The 17,891-nt window shown below is 69.8% G+C and carries 16 protein-coding genes; 6 read left to right on the forward strand and 10 right to left on the reverse strand.

Annotated elements, in window-relative coordinates:
- The 3 genes from ATK36_RS22865 to ATK36_RS22875 are packed head-to-tail and all read right to left on the reverse strand — an operon-like array spanning position 1 to position 2,962.
- Entirely contained in the window at positions 1-879 is an 879-nt protein-coding gene (locus tag ATK36_RS22865) for an ABC transporter permease (protein ID WP_098513365.1), read from the reverse strand.
- The gene (locus ATK36_RS22870) at positions 876-1,877 is read right to left on the reverse strand and encodes an ABC transporter ATP-binding protein (protein WP_098513366.1); all 1,002 of its coding nucleotides are present in this window, start codon (positions 1,875-1,877) and stop codon (positions 876-878) included. The genes ATK36_RS22865 and ATK36_RS22870 overlap by 4 nt, the downstream gene beginning before the upstream one ends.
- The gene (locus tag ATK36_RS22875; RefSeq protein ID WP_098513367.1) at positions 1,874-2,962 is read right to left on the reverse strand and encodes a LolA family protein; all 1,089 of its coding nucleotides are present in this window, start codon (positions 2,960-2,962) and stop codon (positions 1,874-1,876) included. Before ATK36_RS22875 ends, ATK36_RS22870 begins: the two co-directional genes overlap by 4 nt.
- A 145-nt stretch (positions 2,963-3,107) precedes the next feature.
- Between ATK36_RS22875 and ATK36_RS22880 the strand changes: the two genes are divergently transcribed.
- The 3 genes from ATK36_RS22880 (at position 3,108) to ATK36_RS22890 (ending at position 5,681) form a co-directional block, all read left to right on the forward strand.
- Positions 3,108-3,818 (forward strand): response regulator transcription factor, encoded by a 711-nt coding sequence (locus ATK36_RS22880; RefSeq protein WP_170069862.1) that lies wholly within the window; start codon positions 3,108-3,110, stop codon positions 3,816-3,818.
- Positions 3,815-5,125 carry a sensor histidine kinase gene (locus tag ATK36_RS22885; RefSeq protein ID WP_098513368.1) on the forward strand — a complete coding sequence of 437 codons (1,311 nt, stop codon included), beginning with the start codon at positions 3,815-3,817 and terminating at the stop codon, positions 5,123-5,125. The genes ATK36_RS22880 and ATK36_RS22885 overlap by 4 nt, the downstream gene beginning before the upstream one ends.
- A gap of 166 nt (positions 5,126-5,291) precedes the next feature.
- Complete coding sequence (locus tag ATK36_RS22890) at positions 5,292-5,681, forward strand: (deoxy)nucleoside triphosphate pyrophosphohydrolase (protein WP_098513369.1); 390 nt, start codon at positions 5,292-5,294, stop codon at positions 5,679-5,681.
- Positions 5,682-5,766: 85 nt separating this feature from the next.
- Here the strand turns inward: ATK36_RS22890 and trpS are convergent, their stop codons facing one another.
- Complete coding sequence (gene trpS / locus ATK36_RS22895) at positions 5,767-6,732, reverse strand: tryptophan--tRNA ligase (RefSeq protein WP_098513370.1); 966 nt, start codon at positions 6,730-6,732, stop codon at positions 5,767-5,769.
- 205 nt (positions 6,733-6,937) lie between these two features.
- Here trpS and ATK36_RS22900 point away from each other — a divergent pair, with 205 nt between their 5' ends.
- On the forward strand, positions 6,938-7,237 hold the full coding sequence (locus ATK36_RS22900) for a YciI family protein (protein WP_098513371.1): 300 nt from the start codon (positions 6,938-6,940) through the stop codon (positions 7,235-7,237).
- Positions 7,238-7,474: 237 nt separating this feature from the next.
- Here the strand turns inward: ATK36_RS22900 and ATK36_RS32430 are convergent, their stop codons facing one another.
- Positions 7,475-7,621 (reverse strand): hypothetical protein, encoded by a 147-nt coding sequence (locus ATK36_RS32430; protein WP_170069863.1) that lies wholly within the window; start codon positions 7,619-7,621, stop codon positions 7,475-7,477.
- 236 nt (positions 7,622-7,857) lie between these two features.
- Between ATK36_RS32430 and typA the strand changes: the two genes are divergently transcribed.
- Both typA and ATK36_RS22910 read left to right on the forward strand, forming a co-directional pair.
- Entirely contained in the window at positions 7,858-9,786 is a 1,929-nt protein-coding gene (gene typA / locus ATK36_RS22905; protein ID WP_098513372.1) for a translational GTPase TypA, read from the forward strand.
- 269 nt (positions 9,787-10,055) lie between these two features.
- Positions 10,056-11,816, forward strand: coding sequence for an ABC transporter family substrate-binding protein (locus tag ATK36_RS22910; RefSeq protein WP_098513373.1), 1,761 nt, complete (start codon positions 10,056-10,058; stop codon positions 11,814-11,816).
- A gap of 83 nt (positions 11,817-11,899) precedes the next feature.
- Here the strand turns inward: ATK36_RS22910 and ATK36_RS22915 are convergent, their stop codons facing one another.
- The 5 genes from ATK36_RS22915 to ATK36_RS22935 all read right to left on the reverse strand — a co-directional run bounded on the left by ATK36_RS22915 (position 11,900) and on the right by ATK36_RS22935 (position 17,875).
- Positions 11,900-12,931 carry an ABC transporter ATP-binding protein gene (locus ATK36_RS22915; RefSeq protein WP_098513374.1) on the reverse strand — a complete coding sequence of 344 codons (1,032 nt, stop codon included), beginning with the start codon at positions 12,929-12,931 and terminating at the stop codon, positions 11,900-11,902.
- Positions 12,928-14,043 carry an ABC transporter ATP-binding protein gene (locus tag ATK36_RS22920; protein ID WP_386999061.1) on the reverse strand — a complete coding sequence of 372 codons (1,116 nt, stop codon included), beginning with the start codon at positions 14,041-14,043 and terminating at the stop codon, positions 12,928-12,930. Before ATK36_RS22920 ends, ATK36_RS22915 begins: the two co-directional genes overlap by 4 nt.
- Positions 14,040-14,987 (reverse strand): ABC transporter permease, encoded by a 948-nt coding sequence (locus ATK36_RS22925; protein ID WP_098513375.1) that lies wholly within the window; start codon positions 14,985-14,987, stop codon positions 14,040-14,042. Before ATK36_RS22925 ends, ATK36_RS22920 begins: the two co-directional genes overlap by 4 nt.
- The gene (locus tag ATK36_RS22930) at positions 14,980-15,960 is read right to left on the reverse strand and encodes an ABC transporter permease (protein WP_098513376.1); all 981 of its coding nucleotides are present in this window, start codon (positions 15,958-15,960) and stop codon (positions 14,980-14,982) included. The genes ATK36_RS22925 and ATK36_RS22930 overlap by 8 nt, the downstream gene beginning before the upstream one ends.
- Positions 15,961-16,135: 175 nt before the next feature.
- Positions 16,136-17,875: an ABC transporter family substrate-binding protein gene (locus ATK36_RS22935; protein WP_098513377.1), complete on the reverse strand. Its 1,740-nt coding sequence runs from the start codon at positions 17,873-17,875 to the stop codon at positions 16,136-16,138.
- Between the last annotated feature and the right edge of the window lie 16 nt (positions 17,876-17,891).

The raw sequence follows: 17,891 nt of genomic DNA on the forward strand, positions 1-17,891 counted from the left end.
TCAGCCATCCCGCGTCGACAGCCGGCCGTAGGCGATCGACAGGCCGACCACGAGGTAACAGGCCGCGCGCAGGGCGCCTTCGCCGAGCATGGCCGAGGACATCGGGTCCTGCAGCACCTCGGCCGGCGCCTCGGTCCAGTTCTGCGTGAGCAGGAACGGGTGCAGCCAGTCCAAAGAGGACAGGAGCCCGAGGATGGTGAACACGATGTTGCCCGCCAGCACCGAGGCGACCACCAGCATCGGGTGCTCGGTCCAGCTGGACACGGCCAGCGCGACCGCGCCGACCGCCCACATCTGCAACACGATCCAGCCCGCCACGAGCAGGATCCGGACCAGCGCCCCGCCGAGGGACAACGTGGTGCCGGACAAGGTGAACAGCGAGTCCGTGCCGTTCAGGATCAGCCCGGTGACCACCCCGGTCACGCACATCCCAAGCACCGCGACCAGCGTCACGACCCCCACGCCGATGGCCTTGACCGTCAGCAGCCTGCCCCGGCTCACCGGCGCGATGAGCCAGCCGCGCAGGGTGCCGTGCGCCGCCTCGCCGGCGATCGCGTCCGCGCCCGCCATCGCCGAGGCCAGCGGCAGCAGCAAGGTCAGCGTCATCACCATCGCGGCGATAGGCAGGACGAACGCGTTGTTGACCGCCGCCGAGATCAACGCGCCTTCTTGGTCACCCCCGCCGTTGCCGGACGCGTTCTGCCCGACCAGCGTCAGCCCCACGCCGATCACGATCGGTACCAGCGCCAGGAGGCCGAGTACCGCCAGCGTGCGTGGCCGCCGGAAGATCCAGCGCAGCTCCGCGGCGACCAGCCGGGCCAGCGGCACGGCGTCGTGTCCGGTCCGGCTTACCGGCGCGGTGAGCGTTGCGGTGGTCATGCCGCCCCCTCGTCTTCGCCGGCTTCCGATTCCCCTTCGGTGAGCCGCGCGAACAGATCCTCCAGCCCGGTGCGTGCCCGGGTCGCCTCGTGCACCTCGATGCCGCCCTGCACGAGCACCTGCAGCACGCGCGGCGCGGGCGTGGCGGTGAGGTCGGCGCGCACGCCGTCCGGGGTCAGCCGGGCACCGATCCGGTTCTCCCGCAAGGTTTCCAGCGCCCGCTCGGCGTCCGGGGTGCGGACCACCAGCGCCGCGTTCCCGGATTCCAGCAGCTCGGCCAGCTCGCCCTGGGCGACCACGGTGCCCGACTGCAGCACCGCCACGTGTGTGCAGGTCGCCTCGACCTCGGCCAGCAGGTGCGAGGAGACCACCACGGTCACGCCGTCCGCGTGCAGCTCGGCGATGATCCGGCGGATCTCCCTGGTACCCGCCGGATCGAGACCGTTCGTGGGCTCGTCGAGCACGACCATCCGGCGGGGCACCAGCAGCGCGCCGGCCAGGCCGAGCCGCTGCTTCATACCGAGCGAGTAGCCCTTGTACCTGCGCCGGGCGGCCACGGTCAGGCCGACCCGCTCCAGCGCCGCGTCCACCGCGGCCGGAATGGCCTTCGCGGCCAGCCGTGGTTCCGCCGCGGCGAACCGCAGCAGGTTCTCCCGGCCGGACAGGAACGGGTGGAAGCCCGGTCCTTCGACCAGTGCGCCGACGTCCGGCAGCGCGTGCGCGGACTCGTCCGGCATCTGCTTGCCGAGCAGCTCGACCTCGCCTTCGGTCGGCCGTACCAGCCCAAGCAGCATCCGGATCGTGGTGGTCTTGCCGGAACCGTTCGGGCCGAGCATGCCGAGCACCGCACCCTCGGGCACGTCCAGGTCCACGTGGTCCACCGCGACCGTGCTCCGGTAGACCTTGCGCAGGCCGCGGGTGCGGGCGGCCAGCGGGACCGCCGGGGCGGGCAGCTCGTCCGAGATGCCCGCCCCGGTTTCGATCGTCGTGCTGGTCACTTGCTGCCCAGCGCTTCGAACAGGACCTGCTCCGGCACCGCACCGGCGGCGAAGCGGCCGTCATCGGTCAGCACGGCCGTGCCGACCTTGGTGGTGAACAGGTGGCCGCTGCCCCAGGTGCCGTTCACCGGCTTGGTGAAACGGTCCAGCAGCTTCTGCGGGTCCACGTTGCCCTTCTCGCCGTTCTGGCCCTGCTTCTGCTGCAGCGCTTCGGCCGGAAGCTTGCCGACGACGACGGTGTCCCAGCCGTTGCCGACGACCTTCGTGTCCTGCTTCGCCTGGCCGGCCATCGACTTCGCCTTGTCGTCCGCCTTCGGGGTCTTCTCGGTCACCTTCGCGCCCTTGGGCGGGGTGAAGGTGAACAGGTCGGCCGACTGCGGTGCGAACTCGATCTGGTCGAACGCCAGCTGCAGCACCGGCGAAGTGGTTCCGTTGCCCATCACGGAGACGCGCAGCGGCATCCGGGTCTGCGAGTCGACCGCGACGCGGATCTCACGCAGCAGGGTGCGCTCGGACGGCTTCGGAGTGAGCACCAGCTCGTACGCCGACCGGTTGGCGACGTTGGCCGTGCCGTCGACCGCCACGGTGCTGGTCTCCTTGACCTTCGCGAGCAGGTCCTTCGCCGCGGTGGCCGGGTCAGTCGCCTTGCCCTCGCCGATGCCGTGCTGCCCGGTCGCCACGCCGGCCGGGATGGTCGTCTTCGTCGCGGTGTTGTCCTGCGACTTGTAGTCCCAGATGGTGTTGCCGTTGTGGATGAACGTCTCCTGCGAGCTGCCCCGGGCGAGCGACACCTTCGCCTTGCCCGCACCGTCGCTGAACACATGCGCCGAATCGACGTTCAGCATCGCCGCGCCGGGGATCGCGTTGCCCACCTGCGGCAGGCCGAGGTCGTTGCTGACCTGCACCGTGCCGTCGAACGGGCCGGGTTTCGCCGTCATCACCGACTGTACGAGGTCCTCCGCGCTGACCTGCGGCAGCTGGGGGGCAGCCCCGGCGGAGGCCGGCATCGCGACCACAACCAGCCCGCCGACACCGAGGGCGGTGCCGACGACGGCCGCGGTGATGGCCTTCTTCTTCGGATCCATGTCGTCTCTCCCTGTGTTCCCGAGCCCGATTGTGCTCGGCTCCCGGTGCAGACGCTGCCTTCTCGAGGCTGAGATACCCCTGAATGGTCCGGCCCCGAGGCTGAGATCGCGCTGAGAACGCAGGCGTCAGCTGCGCAAACCGGTCATGATGAAGTCCGTGAAACCTCGGGTGCTGGTGGTCGACGACGAGCCGGGTGTGCGCAAAGCACTGCAGCGCGGCCTGCGTGCGGAGGACATGGACGTGGTCACCGCCGCGGACGGGCCCAGCGGGCTGCAGCTCGCCCGCACCGGCTCGTTCGACGTCGTGCTGCTGGACATCATGCTGCCCGGGTTGTCCGGGTACCGGGTGCTGGAACGGCTGCGCGCGGAGGGCGTGAGCACGCCGGTACTGCTCGTGTCCGCAAAGGACGGGGAAATCGACCAGGCCGACGGTCTCGACCTGGGCGCCGATGGGTACCTCGTGAAGCCGTTCTCCTTCGTCGTGCTGGTCGCGCAGCTGCGGGCGGTGTTGCGTCGCGCCGGGCCGGAGGCGTCTCGCGGGATGCTGAAACTCGGTGCGCTGGAAGTGGATCGCGCGCTGCGACAGGTGCGCTGGGACGGTCAGGAGGTCCCGCTCAGCCCGCGCGAGTTCGCGTTGCTGGAGGTCCTCGTCGGCCGGTCCGGCACCGTGGTGACGAAGGACGAGCTGCTGCGTACGGTGTGGGGTGAGGAGCAGTCGGTCACGCGCAACCTCGTCGAGGTGTACGTGGGGTACGTGCGGCGCAAACTCGACGGGGTCGGCGCAGGTTCGCTGCTGCGTACGGTGCGTGGGCACGGCTACCTTGCTTCGGACCCGCAGCCGGACGAGGTCAAGTGATCGGCTGGTGGCACGCCCGTTCGCTGCGCGTGCGGATCACCGTGCTGGCAACCGTGCTCACCCTGGTCGGCTTGCTGGGTCTCGCCACGCTGGCCGCCGGACAGCTGCAGTCGTTGCTGACCGGCTCGGTCGACCACGAACTGGCCGAAGCAATCGGCCCAGCCACCGCGGAGGTCACCGCCGGCCGCCCGCTCGCTTCCACCGGCCCGGTGACCTTACGGGTGCTCGACATCGCGGGCGGTCCGGTCGACGGGCAGCCGCGCCCGGAGCTGATCGGTCCGGAGGTCGCGCAGCTCAAGGCGGGCGCGTCAGTGCAGCACGGCAGTTCCCGCTGGCAGGGCCAGGTGGTGACCGCGCCGGACGGCAGCCAGCGGCTCGTGGTCGCAGGCGCCGGGCTGGTCGGGTTCGCCGCGACGGTGCACTACGGCGGGGTGTGGCTGGTGCTCGTCGCAGTGCTCGGCACCGTGGTGGCGGGGTTTGCGACATGGCTGGTGGTAGGACGCGCGTTGCGGCCGGTGGCCCGGCTGCGCGGGCTGGTGCGCGCCCTGCCGTCGGGTTCCCGGCTGCCGGTACCGAAATCGCAGGACGAGATGCGCGCGCTGGCCGACGAGTTCAACGCGCTGCTCGCCCGGCAGGAGGAGGTGAGCGCGCGGTTGCGCCGGTTCACCGGGGATGCGGCGCACGAGCTGCGCTCGCCGGTCGCCTCGATCCGGGTGCAGGCCGAAGTGGCCGTGACGAACCCGGATCCGGAGCTGGCGCAGGAAACGCTGTCGGACATCCTCACCGAGGCCGAACGGCTTTCCGCGCTGCTGGACGGTTTGCTCACCCTCGCCCGCTCGGACGCCGGCGAGGTGCCGCCCGCGGAACCCGTCGAGATGGTCTCGGAGGTGCGTGCCGCGGTCGGCAGGTTGCCCGCCGGTGCGCCGCAGACCCGGGTGAGTACCGCCGTGGCGCAGGCCTGGGCTTTTGCCTCACACCAGGAGGTCGAACTGGTGCTGGACAACCTGCTGCGCAACGCTTGCCGGTACGCGGCGGGGCAGATCGTGGTGTCCGTGCTGGCTTCCCGCTCAAGCGTGCGGGTCGTCGTGGACGACGACGGGCCGGGCGTCGCGCCGGAGCACCGGCGGAAGGTGTTCGACCGGTTCTACCGGGCGGCCGACGATCGGGCGCGCAGCTCCGGCGGTACCGGGCTGGGGCTGGCGATGGTCGCCGAGGCGGTCCGCCGGCGCGGGGGCCGGGCCCGGGTCACGGAGTCCCCGGACGGCGGGGCGCGGTTCGAGATCACCTGGCGAGCCACCGGCCAGTGAGGTCGGTGGGGCTGGCTGGCTGGGTCGATCGCGCGCCGCGGCTGTGAAGGGGCCCTTCACGGACTCAGAGTCCGTGAAGGGCCCCTTCACAGCCCTAAGATGTCGTGAGCGGGCCGAGCGCGGGGTGGGCCGCCGCGGGGCATCCACCGTGCGAGAGACTGGGCGGATGGACGGGGTCATCGTCGGGGCCGCGCTGGTGCGCGAAGGCAAACTGCTCGCCCAGCAACGGGCTTGGCCGCCGCACCACGCGGGGCAGTGGGAGCTGCCGGGCGGCCGGGTCGAGGCCGGGGAGACCGAGGCGTTCGCGCTGGCGCGGGAGTGCCAGGAGGAACTCGACGTGGTGGTGACCGTCGGTGCCCGGGTGGGGCCGGAAGTGCCGCTGCCCGGCGGGAAAGTGCTCCGGGTCTATGCCGCCGAGCTGATTTCGCCGGGTGCCGAGCCGCGCGCGGTCGAGCACACGGCGTTGCGCTGGGTCGGGCCGGACGAGCTGGACGACATCGACTGGCTCCCCGCCGACCGGGGCCTGCTTCCCGCGTTGCACGGGTTGCTGGCCTGACGCGCCCTTCGACCGCCGACCCGGGGGCAAGAAACGACACCGCCGAAACAAACGACGGTGCGCCCTGCCGGAAGAACCCGCACTTTCACACCCCGCCGATAAGCCGCAACGCCGCGGAAACCCGATGCTCGCCACGGTCTGCCGCACGTTCCGCGCCGGCCTTGCGCACCCGCTCCAGCTCGGCGACGTCGTCGAGTAGCGCGCGGGTGCCTTCCCGCACCGGGCGCAGCTCCTCGATCACCGCGTCCGCCACGGCGTCCTTCAGCACCCCGTAGGACGGGTACTGCTCGGCCAGCGCGGCCGGATCACCGCCGGTGCACGCGGCGAGGATGTCGAGCAGATTGGCGATTCCCGGGCGGGTCTCGGGGGCGTAGGCGGGTACCGAACCGCCGTCCGTGCGTGCCCGGCGGATCTTGCGGCGCACCTGGTCCGGGTCGTCGAGCACGAACACCACACCGGCCTCGTCCCTCGCGGACTTCGACATCTTGCGCGTCGGCTCGGCCAGGTCCTTCACCCGCGCACCGGTGGGCGGCAGCACCGCCTCGGGCACGGTGAACACCTCGCCGTAGGTGGCGTTGAACCGGCGGGCCAGCGTGCGGGCCAGCTCCACGTGCTGGCGCTGGTCCTCGCCGACCGGCACCTCGTCGGCGCCCTGCAGCAGGATGTCCGCGGCCATCAGCACCGGATAGGTCAGCAGGCTCAGCCGGACCCCGGCCTGTCCCTTCGACTTCTCCTTGAACTGGATCATCCTGGCTGCCTCGCCGTACGCGCAGGTGCATTCGAGCACCCAGGTCAGAGCACCCAGCGCACGGGCGAGATCGGACTGCACGAACACGCGTTCCGGCTCGATCCCGGTGGCCACCAGCACGGCGAGCTGCTCGGTGGCCAGCGAACGCAGCTTCGCCGGGTTGTGCGCGGTGGTCATCGCGTGCAGATCGGACACGAAGTACAGGTCCTGCGGCCCGCCCTCGGCCGCCCAGCGCCGGGTGGCGCCGAGGTGGTTGCCGAGCTGGACGTGGCCGGACGGGGTGATGCCGGACAGCTGGACCATGGGTTTCCTCTCCCGGTTTCGGTCGTGCACCCGGGGGGAGACGGACATGGAGAAGGCCACCCACCGGGGCGGCCTTTGCTTGATCAGCGCAGAGCTTCGGGGCCGCCGTCGGGCGGCCACCACTGGGTACTCGAAGCGCGCATGCCCCGAATATAGCCCACGAGACCGCTGCCGGACCGCGGACGAGGGGACTACCGTCGAACCCATGTATGTCGTCTTGCTCAGCTACACCGCGCCGTCCGAGGAGATCGACGGCGCGCTGCCGGAACACCACGAATGGCTGGGAGAGCAGTACGACCAGGGACACTTCCTGGCCTCCGGCGCGCAGCGGCCCCGCGTCGGCGGGGTGATCATCGTCCGCCCGATGGACCGCGCGAGGCTGGATGCGATCCTCGCCACCGACCCGCTCGCCGTGCGGGGGCTCGCGCAGTACGAGGTGATCGCGTTCTCGCCGACCAGGACCGCCCCGGAACTGCTGCTGATCAACGAGGCCGCGCCGCACTGACCCGCATCCGGGACCTCGCTTCGGCCGCGGTGCCGTGAAGGACCCCTTCACGGACTCAGAGTCTAGGGTTCCGGCAAAGTTGGTCGGGGACCCGGCAGCGGGCGTTGCGGAGGTGTGGTGCGACCACCTCGTGGCGTGCGCCGGACCCGTTTCGGGTCCGTGAAGGGGCCCTTCACGGACTCAGAGTCTGTGAAGGGCCCCTTCACAGACCAAAAGCGCACACCGCACGCACCCGGCTCAGGCTGCCTGCTTGGCTTTCTTCAACGCCAGCACCGGGCACTTCCCGCAGCGGCTCTTGGACCGGCAGCACTTCTTCTTGACCTTGCCCTTTTTCATGAGCTTGCGCACGACGGCCCGCGGGTCGTCGGGGTGCTTCTTGCCCACTGCGCGCCTCGTTCCGGAAGCCGGCCACCAAGAGCTTCCAGGTTAGGTGAGGCTAACCGACAATAGGGCGTGGCGCTCCTCACATCCCGCCACCAGGTATCCTGATGAAGTCCGCGTGTGGCCAGAGCCGGTCATCCCGAGCCGGTCCGCTGTCCGGCACCCGTGGCCCCCGGCCCGGTTTCCGCCCGCGACGCGGCCGCCCACCCGCATTTCATTCGACGTTCAGGAGTACTCGCGTGCCCGCAGCAAGCGCCACCGCGGTCGAACCCGGCCGCGCGTCCGGCAAGATCCGGTCCGACCTGCGCAACGTCGCGATCGTAGCGCACGTCGACCACGGCAAGACCACGCTGGTCGACGCCATGCTCCGGCAGTCCGGCGCGTTCGCCGAACGTGCCGAGGTGGTCGACCGCGTGATGGACTCCGGTGAGCTGGAGCGGGAAAAGGGCATCACGATTCTCGCCAAGAACACCTCCATCCACCGCCAGACCCCGGACGGGCCGATCACCATCAACGTGATCGACACCCCGGGCCACGCCGACTTCGGCGGCGAGGTCGAGCGCGGCCTGTCCATGGTCGACGGGGTCGTCCTGCTCGTCGACGCCAGCGAAGGGCCGCTGCCGCAGACCCGCTTCGTGCTGCGCAAGACGCTTGAGGCGCACCTGCCGGTGATCCTCGTGGTGAACAAGGTCGACCGTCCGGACGCGCGCATCTCCGAGGTCGTGGAGGAGACCCACGACCTGCTGCTCGACCTGGCCGGCGACATCGAGGACGCCGATCACGACGCGATTCTCGACCTCCCGGTCGTCTACGCCTCGGCGCGGGCCGGCAAGGCGAGCCTGGAGCAGCCCGCGGACGGCGGACTGCCCGACAGCGAGAGCCTGGACCCGCTGTTCGACACCCTGCTCAAGCACGTCCCGGCCCCGGTCGCGGACCCGGACGCCCCGCTGCAGGCGCTGGTCACCAACCTCGACGCGTCCAACTTCCTCGGCCGGATCGCGCTGATCCGCATGCACGCGGGCCGGCTGCGCAAGGGCCAGACCGTGGCCTGGATGCGTGCCGACGGTTCGGTGCAGAATGTGCGCATCTCCGAGCTGCTGGTCACCGAGGCGCTCACCCGGGTACCGGCCACCGAGGCCTCCGCGGGCGATCTGGTCGCCATCGCGGGCATCCCGGAGATCACCATCGGCGACACGCTGGCCGACGCGGACAACCCGGTCGCGCTGCCGCGGATCACCGTGGACGAGCCCGCCATCTCGATGACCATCGGGGTGAACTCCTCGCCGCTGGCCGGCCGGGGCGGCGGCGACAAGCTCACCGCGCGGCTGGTCAAGTCCCGCCTGGACGCCGAGCTGGTCGGCAACGTGTCGATCCGCGTGGTGCCCACCGAGCGGCCGGACACCTGGGAGGTGCAGGGCCGCGGCGAGCTGGCGCTGGCCATCCTGGTCGAGCAGATGCGCCGCGAGGGCTTCGAGCTGACCGTCGGCAAGCCGCAGGTGGTGCTGCGCACCATCGAGGGCAAGCTGCACGAGCCGTTCGAGCGGCTGTACATCGATTCGCCGGAGGAGCACCTCGGCGCGATCACCCAGCTGCTCGCCGCGCGCAAGGGCCGTATGGAGGACATGAGCGGCAACGGCAGCGGCCGGATCAAGCTGGTCTACGTGCTGCCCTCGCGCGGCCTGATCAGTTTCCGCACCGACTTCCTCACCGAGACCCGCGGCACCGGCATCGCGAACCACGTGTTCGAGGGCTACTTCCCGTGGGCGGGCGAGATCCGCACCCGGCACACCGGCTCGCTGGTGGCCGACCGCTCCGGCCCGATCACCGGGTACGCGATGATCCAGCTGGCCGACCGCGGCACCTTCTTCGTGGAGCCGGGTGCCGAGGTGTACGAGGGCATGGTCGTGGGCGAGAACCCGCGTATGGAGGATCTCGACATCAACATCACCAAGGAAAAGAAGCTCACCAACATGCGCACCTCCGCGGGGGACGAGCTGGAGCGGCTGGCCCGCCCGCGCAAGCTCAGCCTGGAGGAGGCGCTGGAGTTCTGCGCCAGCGACGAGTGCGTCGAGGTCGCCCCGGAGGCGGTGCGCGTCCGCAAGGTCACCCTTGACATCTCCACCCGCGCCAAGGAGCGTTCGCGCGCCAAGAGCCGCGATAACGGCTGATCCGGAGGCCTTCGCCGAGGGCGCCTTCCCTGCCCGGGGAGGCGCCCTCGGTGTTTTCCGGCGGAACCTTCCGGGCTCCGGCACGTCCACCCTGTTGGCGGTACTCACTCCGGTGGTGCCGGTCATGGACCGATATGGGAATCTCGGTGCCTGCCGGATGGCCGGCGTGGCAGCATGTCCGCTCGGATCGGCGGGACGTGCGGCCCGGTGCCGCCTCCCGCGGGAGGACAGTCCGTCGGCGGTTGCCGGGAAATTTCGGGAGGACGAGCGTGCGATTCGGACGCCGGGCAGCACCGGTGCTGGCACTGGCGGGGGTGCTGCTCGCCGGGTGCTCGAACACGCCGCCGCCCCCGGTGGTCACCTCCACACCCGCGCCGAGCACGTCGGAGCGGCCGGCCCCGTCTCAGATCGTGGCCGGGGTGGACGACGTGGTCGGCGGCTACAACCCGCACGTCATCGCGGACTCCTCCACGATCACCTCGGCGCTGTCCCAGCTGCTGCTGCCCTCGGTGTTCCGGCAGGCCGACGACGGTACCCGCACCCTGGACAAGACCCTGATGACCTCGGCCGAGGTGGTGTCCCAGTCCCCGTTCACGGTCCGCTACGAGATCCGCCCGGACGCCTCCTGGTCCGACGGGGCACCGATCGCCACCGAGGACTTCATCTACCTCGCCGACCGGATGCGGAACGAACCAGGGGTGATCGAGCCCGCGGGCTACCGGCTGATCTCCGACATCAAGCAGCGCGACGGCGGCAAGGGTGTCGAGGTCAGCTTCAGCAAGCCGTACCCGGCCTGGCAGACGCTGTTCGACAACCTGCTGCCACAGCACCTGCTCAAGGACGCACCGAGCGGCTGGCAGGGCGCGCTCGCGTCCAGTTTCCCATCGGTGGCCGGGCCGTTCGCGATCAAGACCCTGGACACCGCGCGCGGTGAGGTGGTCCTGCAGCGCAACGACCGGTACTGGGAGAAGCCCGCCGCGGTCGACACGCTGATCCTGCGCCGGTCCGATCCCTCCGGGATCGCCGCCGCGCTGCGCAGCGGCAACGACCAGTTCTCGCTCACCCATCCCGATTCCACCGGTCTCCAGCTGCTCAACGAGCTGGGCCCGACGGTCCAGCTGCACACGCTGCCGCGGCCGCTCACCGCGTCGGTGCTGCTGCGCCCGGTCAGCGCGACGCTGTCCGATTCCCAGGTTCGCGCCGGAGTCGCCGCGCTGCTGGACCGGACCAAGCTGATCAACGCCGGCGCGAAGGGCGGTCCGCCGGCCACGCTGAAGGCGGACGCACAGGTGCTGCCGCCTTCGGCGAAGGGCTACACGCCCACCATCCCGGCCGGTTCGCCCGCCGCACCGGACCCGGCCGGCGCGGACCGGTACTTCACGGCGGCCGGGTACAAGAAGGAAGCCGGAGTCTGGCGCAAGGGCGGCAAGACGCTGTCGCTCGTGCTCGCTTCACCGGGCACGGAGGAGCCCTACGCCTCGATCGCCAAGGAGCTGTCCGCGGAACTCATCGCCGGCGGGATCCAGGTCTCCACGATCACCCCGCAGCCGCGGGAGCTGTTCTCCTCGCTGCTGGCCATGCCGGTGGTGAACGGCCAGCAACAGGCGGGCCCGGACTCGACCGGCAACGTGGGCGTGGACATCGCCGTGGCCGGCCTGCCGGTCGGCGGCGATCCGGCGACCGTGCTGGCCTCCACCTTCGGCTGCGCCCCCGGACAGTCCACAACGGACAAGACGAAAGCGGCGGTGCCGGCCAATCCGGCCGGGCTGTGCGACGAGGCCTTACAGGCCACCATCGATTCCGCGCTGACCGGCTCGGCCACCCTCGCCGATTCGCTGAAGACCCTGGAACCGCAGCTGTGGTCGGAGAACGCGGTGATCCCGCTGTTCCAGGACGCCGAGGCCCTCGCGGTGGGCAAGGGCATCTCCGGGCTCACCCCGGGCGCGCCGATGCAGGGCCCGTTCGGCACCGCGGTGAACTGGACCCGCGGCGCCTCCTCCGGCCCCGAGACGACCACCTCCGCCGGCTGACCTCTCGGGATGCTGTGAAGGGGCCCTTCACGGACTCTGAGTCCGTGAAGGGCCCCTTCACAGCTTTGACTGCAGTGCGCGGATCAGATCAGCCGAAGGCTTTCGGCGAAGTGGCAGGCCACGGGGTGGCCGTCGCCGCGGTCGGTCAGCGCGGGCTCCTCCGTGGTGCACTTCTCGCGGCCCGCGTCGTCGAGCTGATTCGCGAACTTCGGGCAGCGGGTCCGGAACCGGCAGCCCGACGGCGGGTTCGCCGGGCTGGGCACGTCGCCGGTGATCACGATGCGCTGCCGGGTGCGTTCCTTGCGCGGGTCGGGCACCGGGATGGCCGAGATCAGCGCCTGGGTGTAGGGATGCGCCGGATGCTCGAACAGCTGCTCGGCCGGGGCCGTCTCCACGATCTTGCCCAGGTACATCACCGCGATCCGGTCGGACACGTGCCGCACCACCGACAGGTCGTGCGAGACGAACAGATACGACAGGCCCAGCTCCGCCTGCAGGTCCTTGAGCAGGTTGAGCACGCCCGCCTGGATCGAAACGTCCAATGCGGACACCGGCTCGTCGAGCACCAGCACCTTCGGCTTGAGCGCGAGCGCGCGGGCGATGCCGATCCGCTGGCGCTGCCCGCCGGAGAACTCGTGCGGGAACCGGTTGCCGTGCTCGGGACGCAGGCCCACGGTCTTCATCAGATCGCGGACCTGCTGACGGCCGTTGTTCTCGTACAGCCCGTGGATGCGCAGCGGCTCGGCGATGATCTCGTTCACCGGCAGCCGCGGGTCCACCGAGGCGTACGGGTCCTGGAACACGATCTGCATGTCGCGCCGCAGATGCTGCAGCTCCCGCTTGGACATGGCGGCCAGATCGCGGCCTTCGTAGGTGACCTTGCCGCTGGTGAGCGGCTGCAGGGCCAGCGCCACCCGGGCGGTGGTCGACTTACCGCAGCCGGACTCGCCGACCAGCGCCAGCGTTTCGCGCGGGTAGATGTCGAAGGACACGTCCGACACCGCCTGCACCGCGCCCGCGGTGCGGCGCAGCAGGCCGCCACCGCGGATCGGGAAGTGCTTCACCAGGTTCTGCGCGGAAAGAACGGGGGTCGCCGCCGCCGTTGCCTCGCTCATCGGTTCGTCTCCGTGTCGGTCGCCGCGTCGACGGTCGGGGTCACCGCGGCGGTGTCGGCCGAGGTGGCGCTGAACAGGTCTTCGGGGTCCTTGCCTTCGACCTGCTCGCTGAAGTGGCACGCCGCGTGCTGGCCGTGCCCGACGGCCACCAGCGGCGGCTCCTCCTGCTCGCAGATGTCCTGCGACAGCGGGCAGCGCGGGCTGAACGGGCAGCCCGGCGGCATGTTCGTGGTGGCCGGTGGTGCCCCGGTGATCGGGGTCAGCCGCTCGGTCTTGACGTCCAGCCGCGGCAGGCTGCCCAGCAGGCCCAGGGTGTAGGGCATCCGCGGGGTGTAGAAGATCTCGTCCACCGTGCCGGATTCGACCAGCCGGCCCGCGTACATCACGTGTACCCGGTCGGCCGACCCGGCGATCACGCCGAGGTCGTGGGTGATCAGCACCATCGCGGCGCCGGTCTCCTGCTGCGCGGCCTTGAGTGCTTCGAGGATCTGCGCCTGCACCGTCACGTCGAGTGCGGTGGTCGGCTCGTCCGCGATGATCACGTCCGGGTTGTTGGCCATCGCGATCGCGATCACCACCCGCTGGCGCATCCCGCCGGAGAGCTGGTGCGGGTACTCGTCGGCACGCTGCTTCGGATTCGGGATGCGGACCAGGTCGAGCAGGTCGATCGCCTGCTTCTTCGCCACGTCCTTGCGCACGTCGTGGTGCGCGGTGATCGCCTCGGCGATCTGGTCGCCCACGGTGTACACCGGGTTCAGCGAGGTCATCGGGTCCTGGAAGACCATCGCGATGCCCTTGCCGCGGACCTTGTTGAGGTCCTTCTCGCTCGCCTTCAGCAGCTCGGTGTCGCCGAAGCGGATCGAGCCGGACACCTTGGCGGTGCGGGGAAGCAGGCCCATCACCGCCAGCGAGGTGACCGATTTCCCGGAGCCGGACTCGCCGACGATGCCCAGCACCTCACCGCGCTGCAGCTGGTAGCTCACCCCGCGCACGGCGTTGACCACGCCGTCGCCGGTCGGGAACTGCACCGTCAGATCGTCGACGGTGAGGACCGCGTCGCCGGTGTGCTCGGTGGTCATGCCGCCGCCGGGGGAAGAAGTACGGGTCGTCATGCGCGCACCTTCGTCTGCTGGGGGTCGAACGCGTCCCGCAGGCCGTCGCCGATGAAGTTGATCGTCAGCGCGATCAGGATGATGAAAATGCCCGGGAAGTAGAACAGCCACGGGCGGGTGTCCACCGCGGTCTGCGCGGTGGAGACGAGCAGGCCGAGCGAGGTGTCCGGGACCTGCACGCCGAAGCCGAGGAAGGACAGCGCGGTCTCCAGCAGGATGCCGATGGACACCAGGATCGTCAGGTTGACGATGATCGCGCCGAGCGCGTTGGGCACCAGGTGCCGGAAGATGATCCGCGCGTCGCTCGCGCCGAGTGCCTTGGACGCCTCGACGAATTCCTTCTCCCGCAAGGAAAGCACCACACCGCGGGCGACCCGGGAGACGTAGGCCCAGTACAGCCCGGCGATCACCACCGCGATCAGCCACCAGGTGCCGCCGGACTGGTGCGCCAGCACCGCGGCCACCGCGAGCAGCGGGAGGGTGAGCACCAGGTCGGCGATCCGCATCAGCACCGTGTCCACCCAGCCGCGGTAGTAGCCGGCCACGGCACCCCAGACGGTGCCCACGATGGTGGCGAACAGCGCGACGAGCACGGAGATCTGCAGGGAGATCTGGGTTCCGCGCATCACCTGGGCGAGCTGGTCGTGCCCGACCGCGTCGGTGCCGAACGGGTGCGCGCCCGAGGGCGGCGCCGAGTTCGACTCGGTGATGGTGTCCGGGCCGTACTTCCACAGCGCGCCGCCGACGTAGGCGAACAGCACGATCAGGATGAACACGACGAGGCTGATCATGGCCAGCCGGTGCTGGAGGAAACGCCGGAAGACCAGTTGTGCCTGGCTGCGTTCCTTGACGGTGAACTCGCGGTCCGGGGCGCCCTTGGGGGTGTGCGGGGCGGCCGGCGCGGCAGCGGAGCCGCCGGAGGTGGTGAAGGAGTCGTCAGGCATAGCGGATCCTCGGGTCGAGCAGGCCGTAGAGCAGGTCGGCGATGAGGTTGAGCAGGATGATGAACGTGGCCGCGATGAGCAGCCACCCCTCCACGGCGTAGACGTCGCTCGTCTTGATCGCGTTCAGCAGGAACGCACCCGAGCCCTGCCACTGGAACACGGTCTCGGTGACCACCGCGCCGCCGAGGATGGCGCCGATGTCCAGCGCGGTGACAGTGGTCAGCGGGATCAGCGCGTTGCGCAGCGCGTGCCGCCGGGTGACCGTCCAGCGTGGCAGCCCCTTCGCCCGGGCCAGCCGCACGTAGTCGCTGTTGAGCACCTCGAGCATGGACGCGCGCTGGAAACGGCTCCAGGCCGCGTAGCTGGTCAGCGCGAGCGAGATGGTCGGCAGGATCAGGTGGCCGAAGATGTCGCCGAGGGAAGCCCAGAATCCGCCGGAGGCGATGACCGAGGAGGACCCGATGGTGTAGAAGACCTGGTCGCCCACCGCGGTGTTGATCCCGATCCCGACCTGCTTGAGCAGGATGGCGAACCAGAACGCGGGCATGGACAGGAACAGGAAGCCGAAGAACGTGGCCGTGTAGTCGAACTTCGAGTACTGGCGGGCGGCGCTGACCACGCCGATGATCACCGCGAGGATCAGCGCGACGACCATGGCGAGCACGATCAGCCGCAGCGTGACGCCGAACCGGGCGAAGATTTCGTTGCCGATGTTGGTGGTCGAGTCCACCGAGGGGCCGAAGTCACCGCTGAAGATGCCGGTGACCCAGTGCCAGTAGCGTTCGAGGATGGGCTGATCGAGGTGCAGCCGGATGCGTTCCAGCTCGATGGTCTGCGGTGGGGGTGGTGGATTCCGCGCGATCAGCGGGCTCAGCGGGTTGGCCGACAGCGAGACCATCACGAATACGACGAAGGTCGAAACGATCAGGATCGGCACCGAGACGAAGAGCCGGCGCAGTGCGAAGGCAAGCATGGAGATCTTCCTGCTCTGGGCGGTGTTCTGCCGGCGCCCGCCGCGGGTGGTGGCAGGGCCGGGGCGACGAGGCGGGGCAAGGGTGCGTTCGGGAATGAATCGGGCAGCCGGTGAGGGGCGGGCTGGTCCGCCCGCCCCTCACCGGCTGGTTCAGCGCGAATCTACCGGGCGGTGATCACTTGCGGAGGCCCCACTCGGTCATGTTGTACACCGGCCCGTCCAGTGACGAGTTGTTGCGTATGTTCGCGATCTTGTCCGAGGACGCGAGGAAGGTCGGCTTCTGGTACAGCGGAAGCACGTACGCGTCGTTGGTCATGACCTGGTCGGCCTGGTTGAGCAGCTCTGCGCCCTTGGCCGGGTCGGTCTCGGCGCTGGCCTGGGCTATCAGGGTGTCCACCTGCGGGTTGGTGTACTTGCCGAAGTTGCTGCCCTGACCGGTGCCCCACAGCTGCTTGGCCCCGCCGATCGCGAACGGCGTGGACACCCAGGCGAACACGATGGCGTCGTAGTCGCCCTCGGTGGTGGTGGCGCCGAGGTCGTCGGTCGAGGACACGTTGACCTTGATGCCCAGCGGCTCGACCGCCTTGGCGAACAGCTGGCACTCGTCCTGGCGGATCTGGTTGCCCACGGTGTAACGGATCCGCAGGGCCGGCACGGGCTGGCCGCTCGGGTCCATCAGCTGCTGGCCGTTGAGCTTGTAGCCGGCGTCGGTCAGGATCTTCTTCGCCTTCTCGACATCACCGGAACCCTGCCCGGTGGACGAGACCACGTCCTTGTAGCCCTCCTGCTGCGGCATGAAGTTGTGGTTGTTCAGCGGCTTCACCTTGTCGGTGAACTGGCCGACCGTCTTGGCGATGATGTCCTGGCGGTTGACCGCGGTGAACATCGCCTGCCGGATCGCGGCGTTCTTCAGCGCCGGTGCCTGCAGGTTGAAGTCGAAGTGCTCCCAGGTCAGGCCGAGGCCGATGTAGGAGGAGATGTTCGGCATGTTCTTCACCTGGTTGACCAGGTCCACCTGCGGCTGCGGGTAGATCGCCTGCACCTCGTTGTTCTGCAGCGCGGTCGGCTCCTGGGTGGCGTCGGTGATGATCCGGAAGACCACGCTCTGCAGCTTCGACTTGGTGCCCCAGTACTTGTCGTTGGGCACCTCGGTGACCGCCGTGTTGTTCTCGAACTTCGAGATCTTCCACGGGCCGCCGGTCCAGGTCGGCACGGTCTTGCTGAACCAGGCGTAGGAGGCCGCGAGCCCGTCCGGGGTGTCCACCCCGCCGTTCTGCTTGGCCAGGTGCGCCGGGTACATGCCACCCGACGAACCCCACAGCTTGCGCCAGTCGGTGAACGGCTTGGACAGCGTCGCGGTCACGGTCTTGCCGCCGTCCGAGCCGACCACCGAGGTGACCTGGTCGTAGCCGGAGGTGTCCGCGGCGGAGCAGCCCGGGCAGTCCTTGCCGTTCTGCACCTTCCAGTTGTAGATGAAGTCGTCCGCCGAGAGCGGGGTGCCGTCCGACCAGACCGCCTTCGGGTTGATCTTGTAGACGATCGTGGTCGGGTTCGTCAGATCGGCGGATTCGACGAAGTCCTTGTTCAGCACCGACTTCAGTTCGGGCGTGGTGTAGAAGGTGTGCGGCAGCAGGCCGCGGGTGACCTCACCGGTCTCGAAAACGTTGCCCTTGGCCGAGGTGACGTTCCAGTCCGGGATGTTCTTCTCGATCGCGTAGGTGACGGTGCCCCCGTCCTGCACCTGGTCGGACTGGGCCGAATTGCAGGTGTTCGGGTTCTGGTCACAGTCGGCGAACGCCTGGCCGGTCTGCACTGCGCTGTTGCCACCCCCGCCACCACAGGCGGAGAGCAGAAGGGCCGCGCCCGCGACGAACGCACCGAGTTGCACGGCGCGCGACCTTGTCGTCACTAACATTCATTCTCCTTGCTCG

This window comes from Amycolatopsis sulphurea (assembly GCF_002564045.1).
Taxonomy (GTDB): domain Bacteria; phylum Actinomycetota; class Actinomycetes; order Mycobacteriales; family Pseudonocardiaceae; genus Amycolatopsis; species Amycolatopsis sulphurea.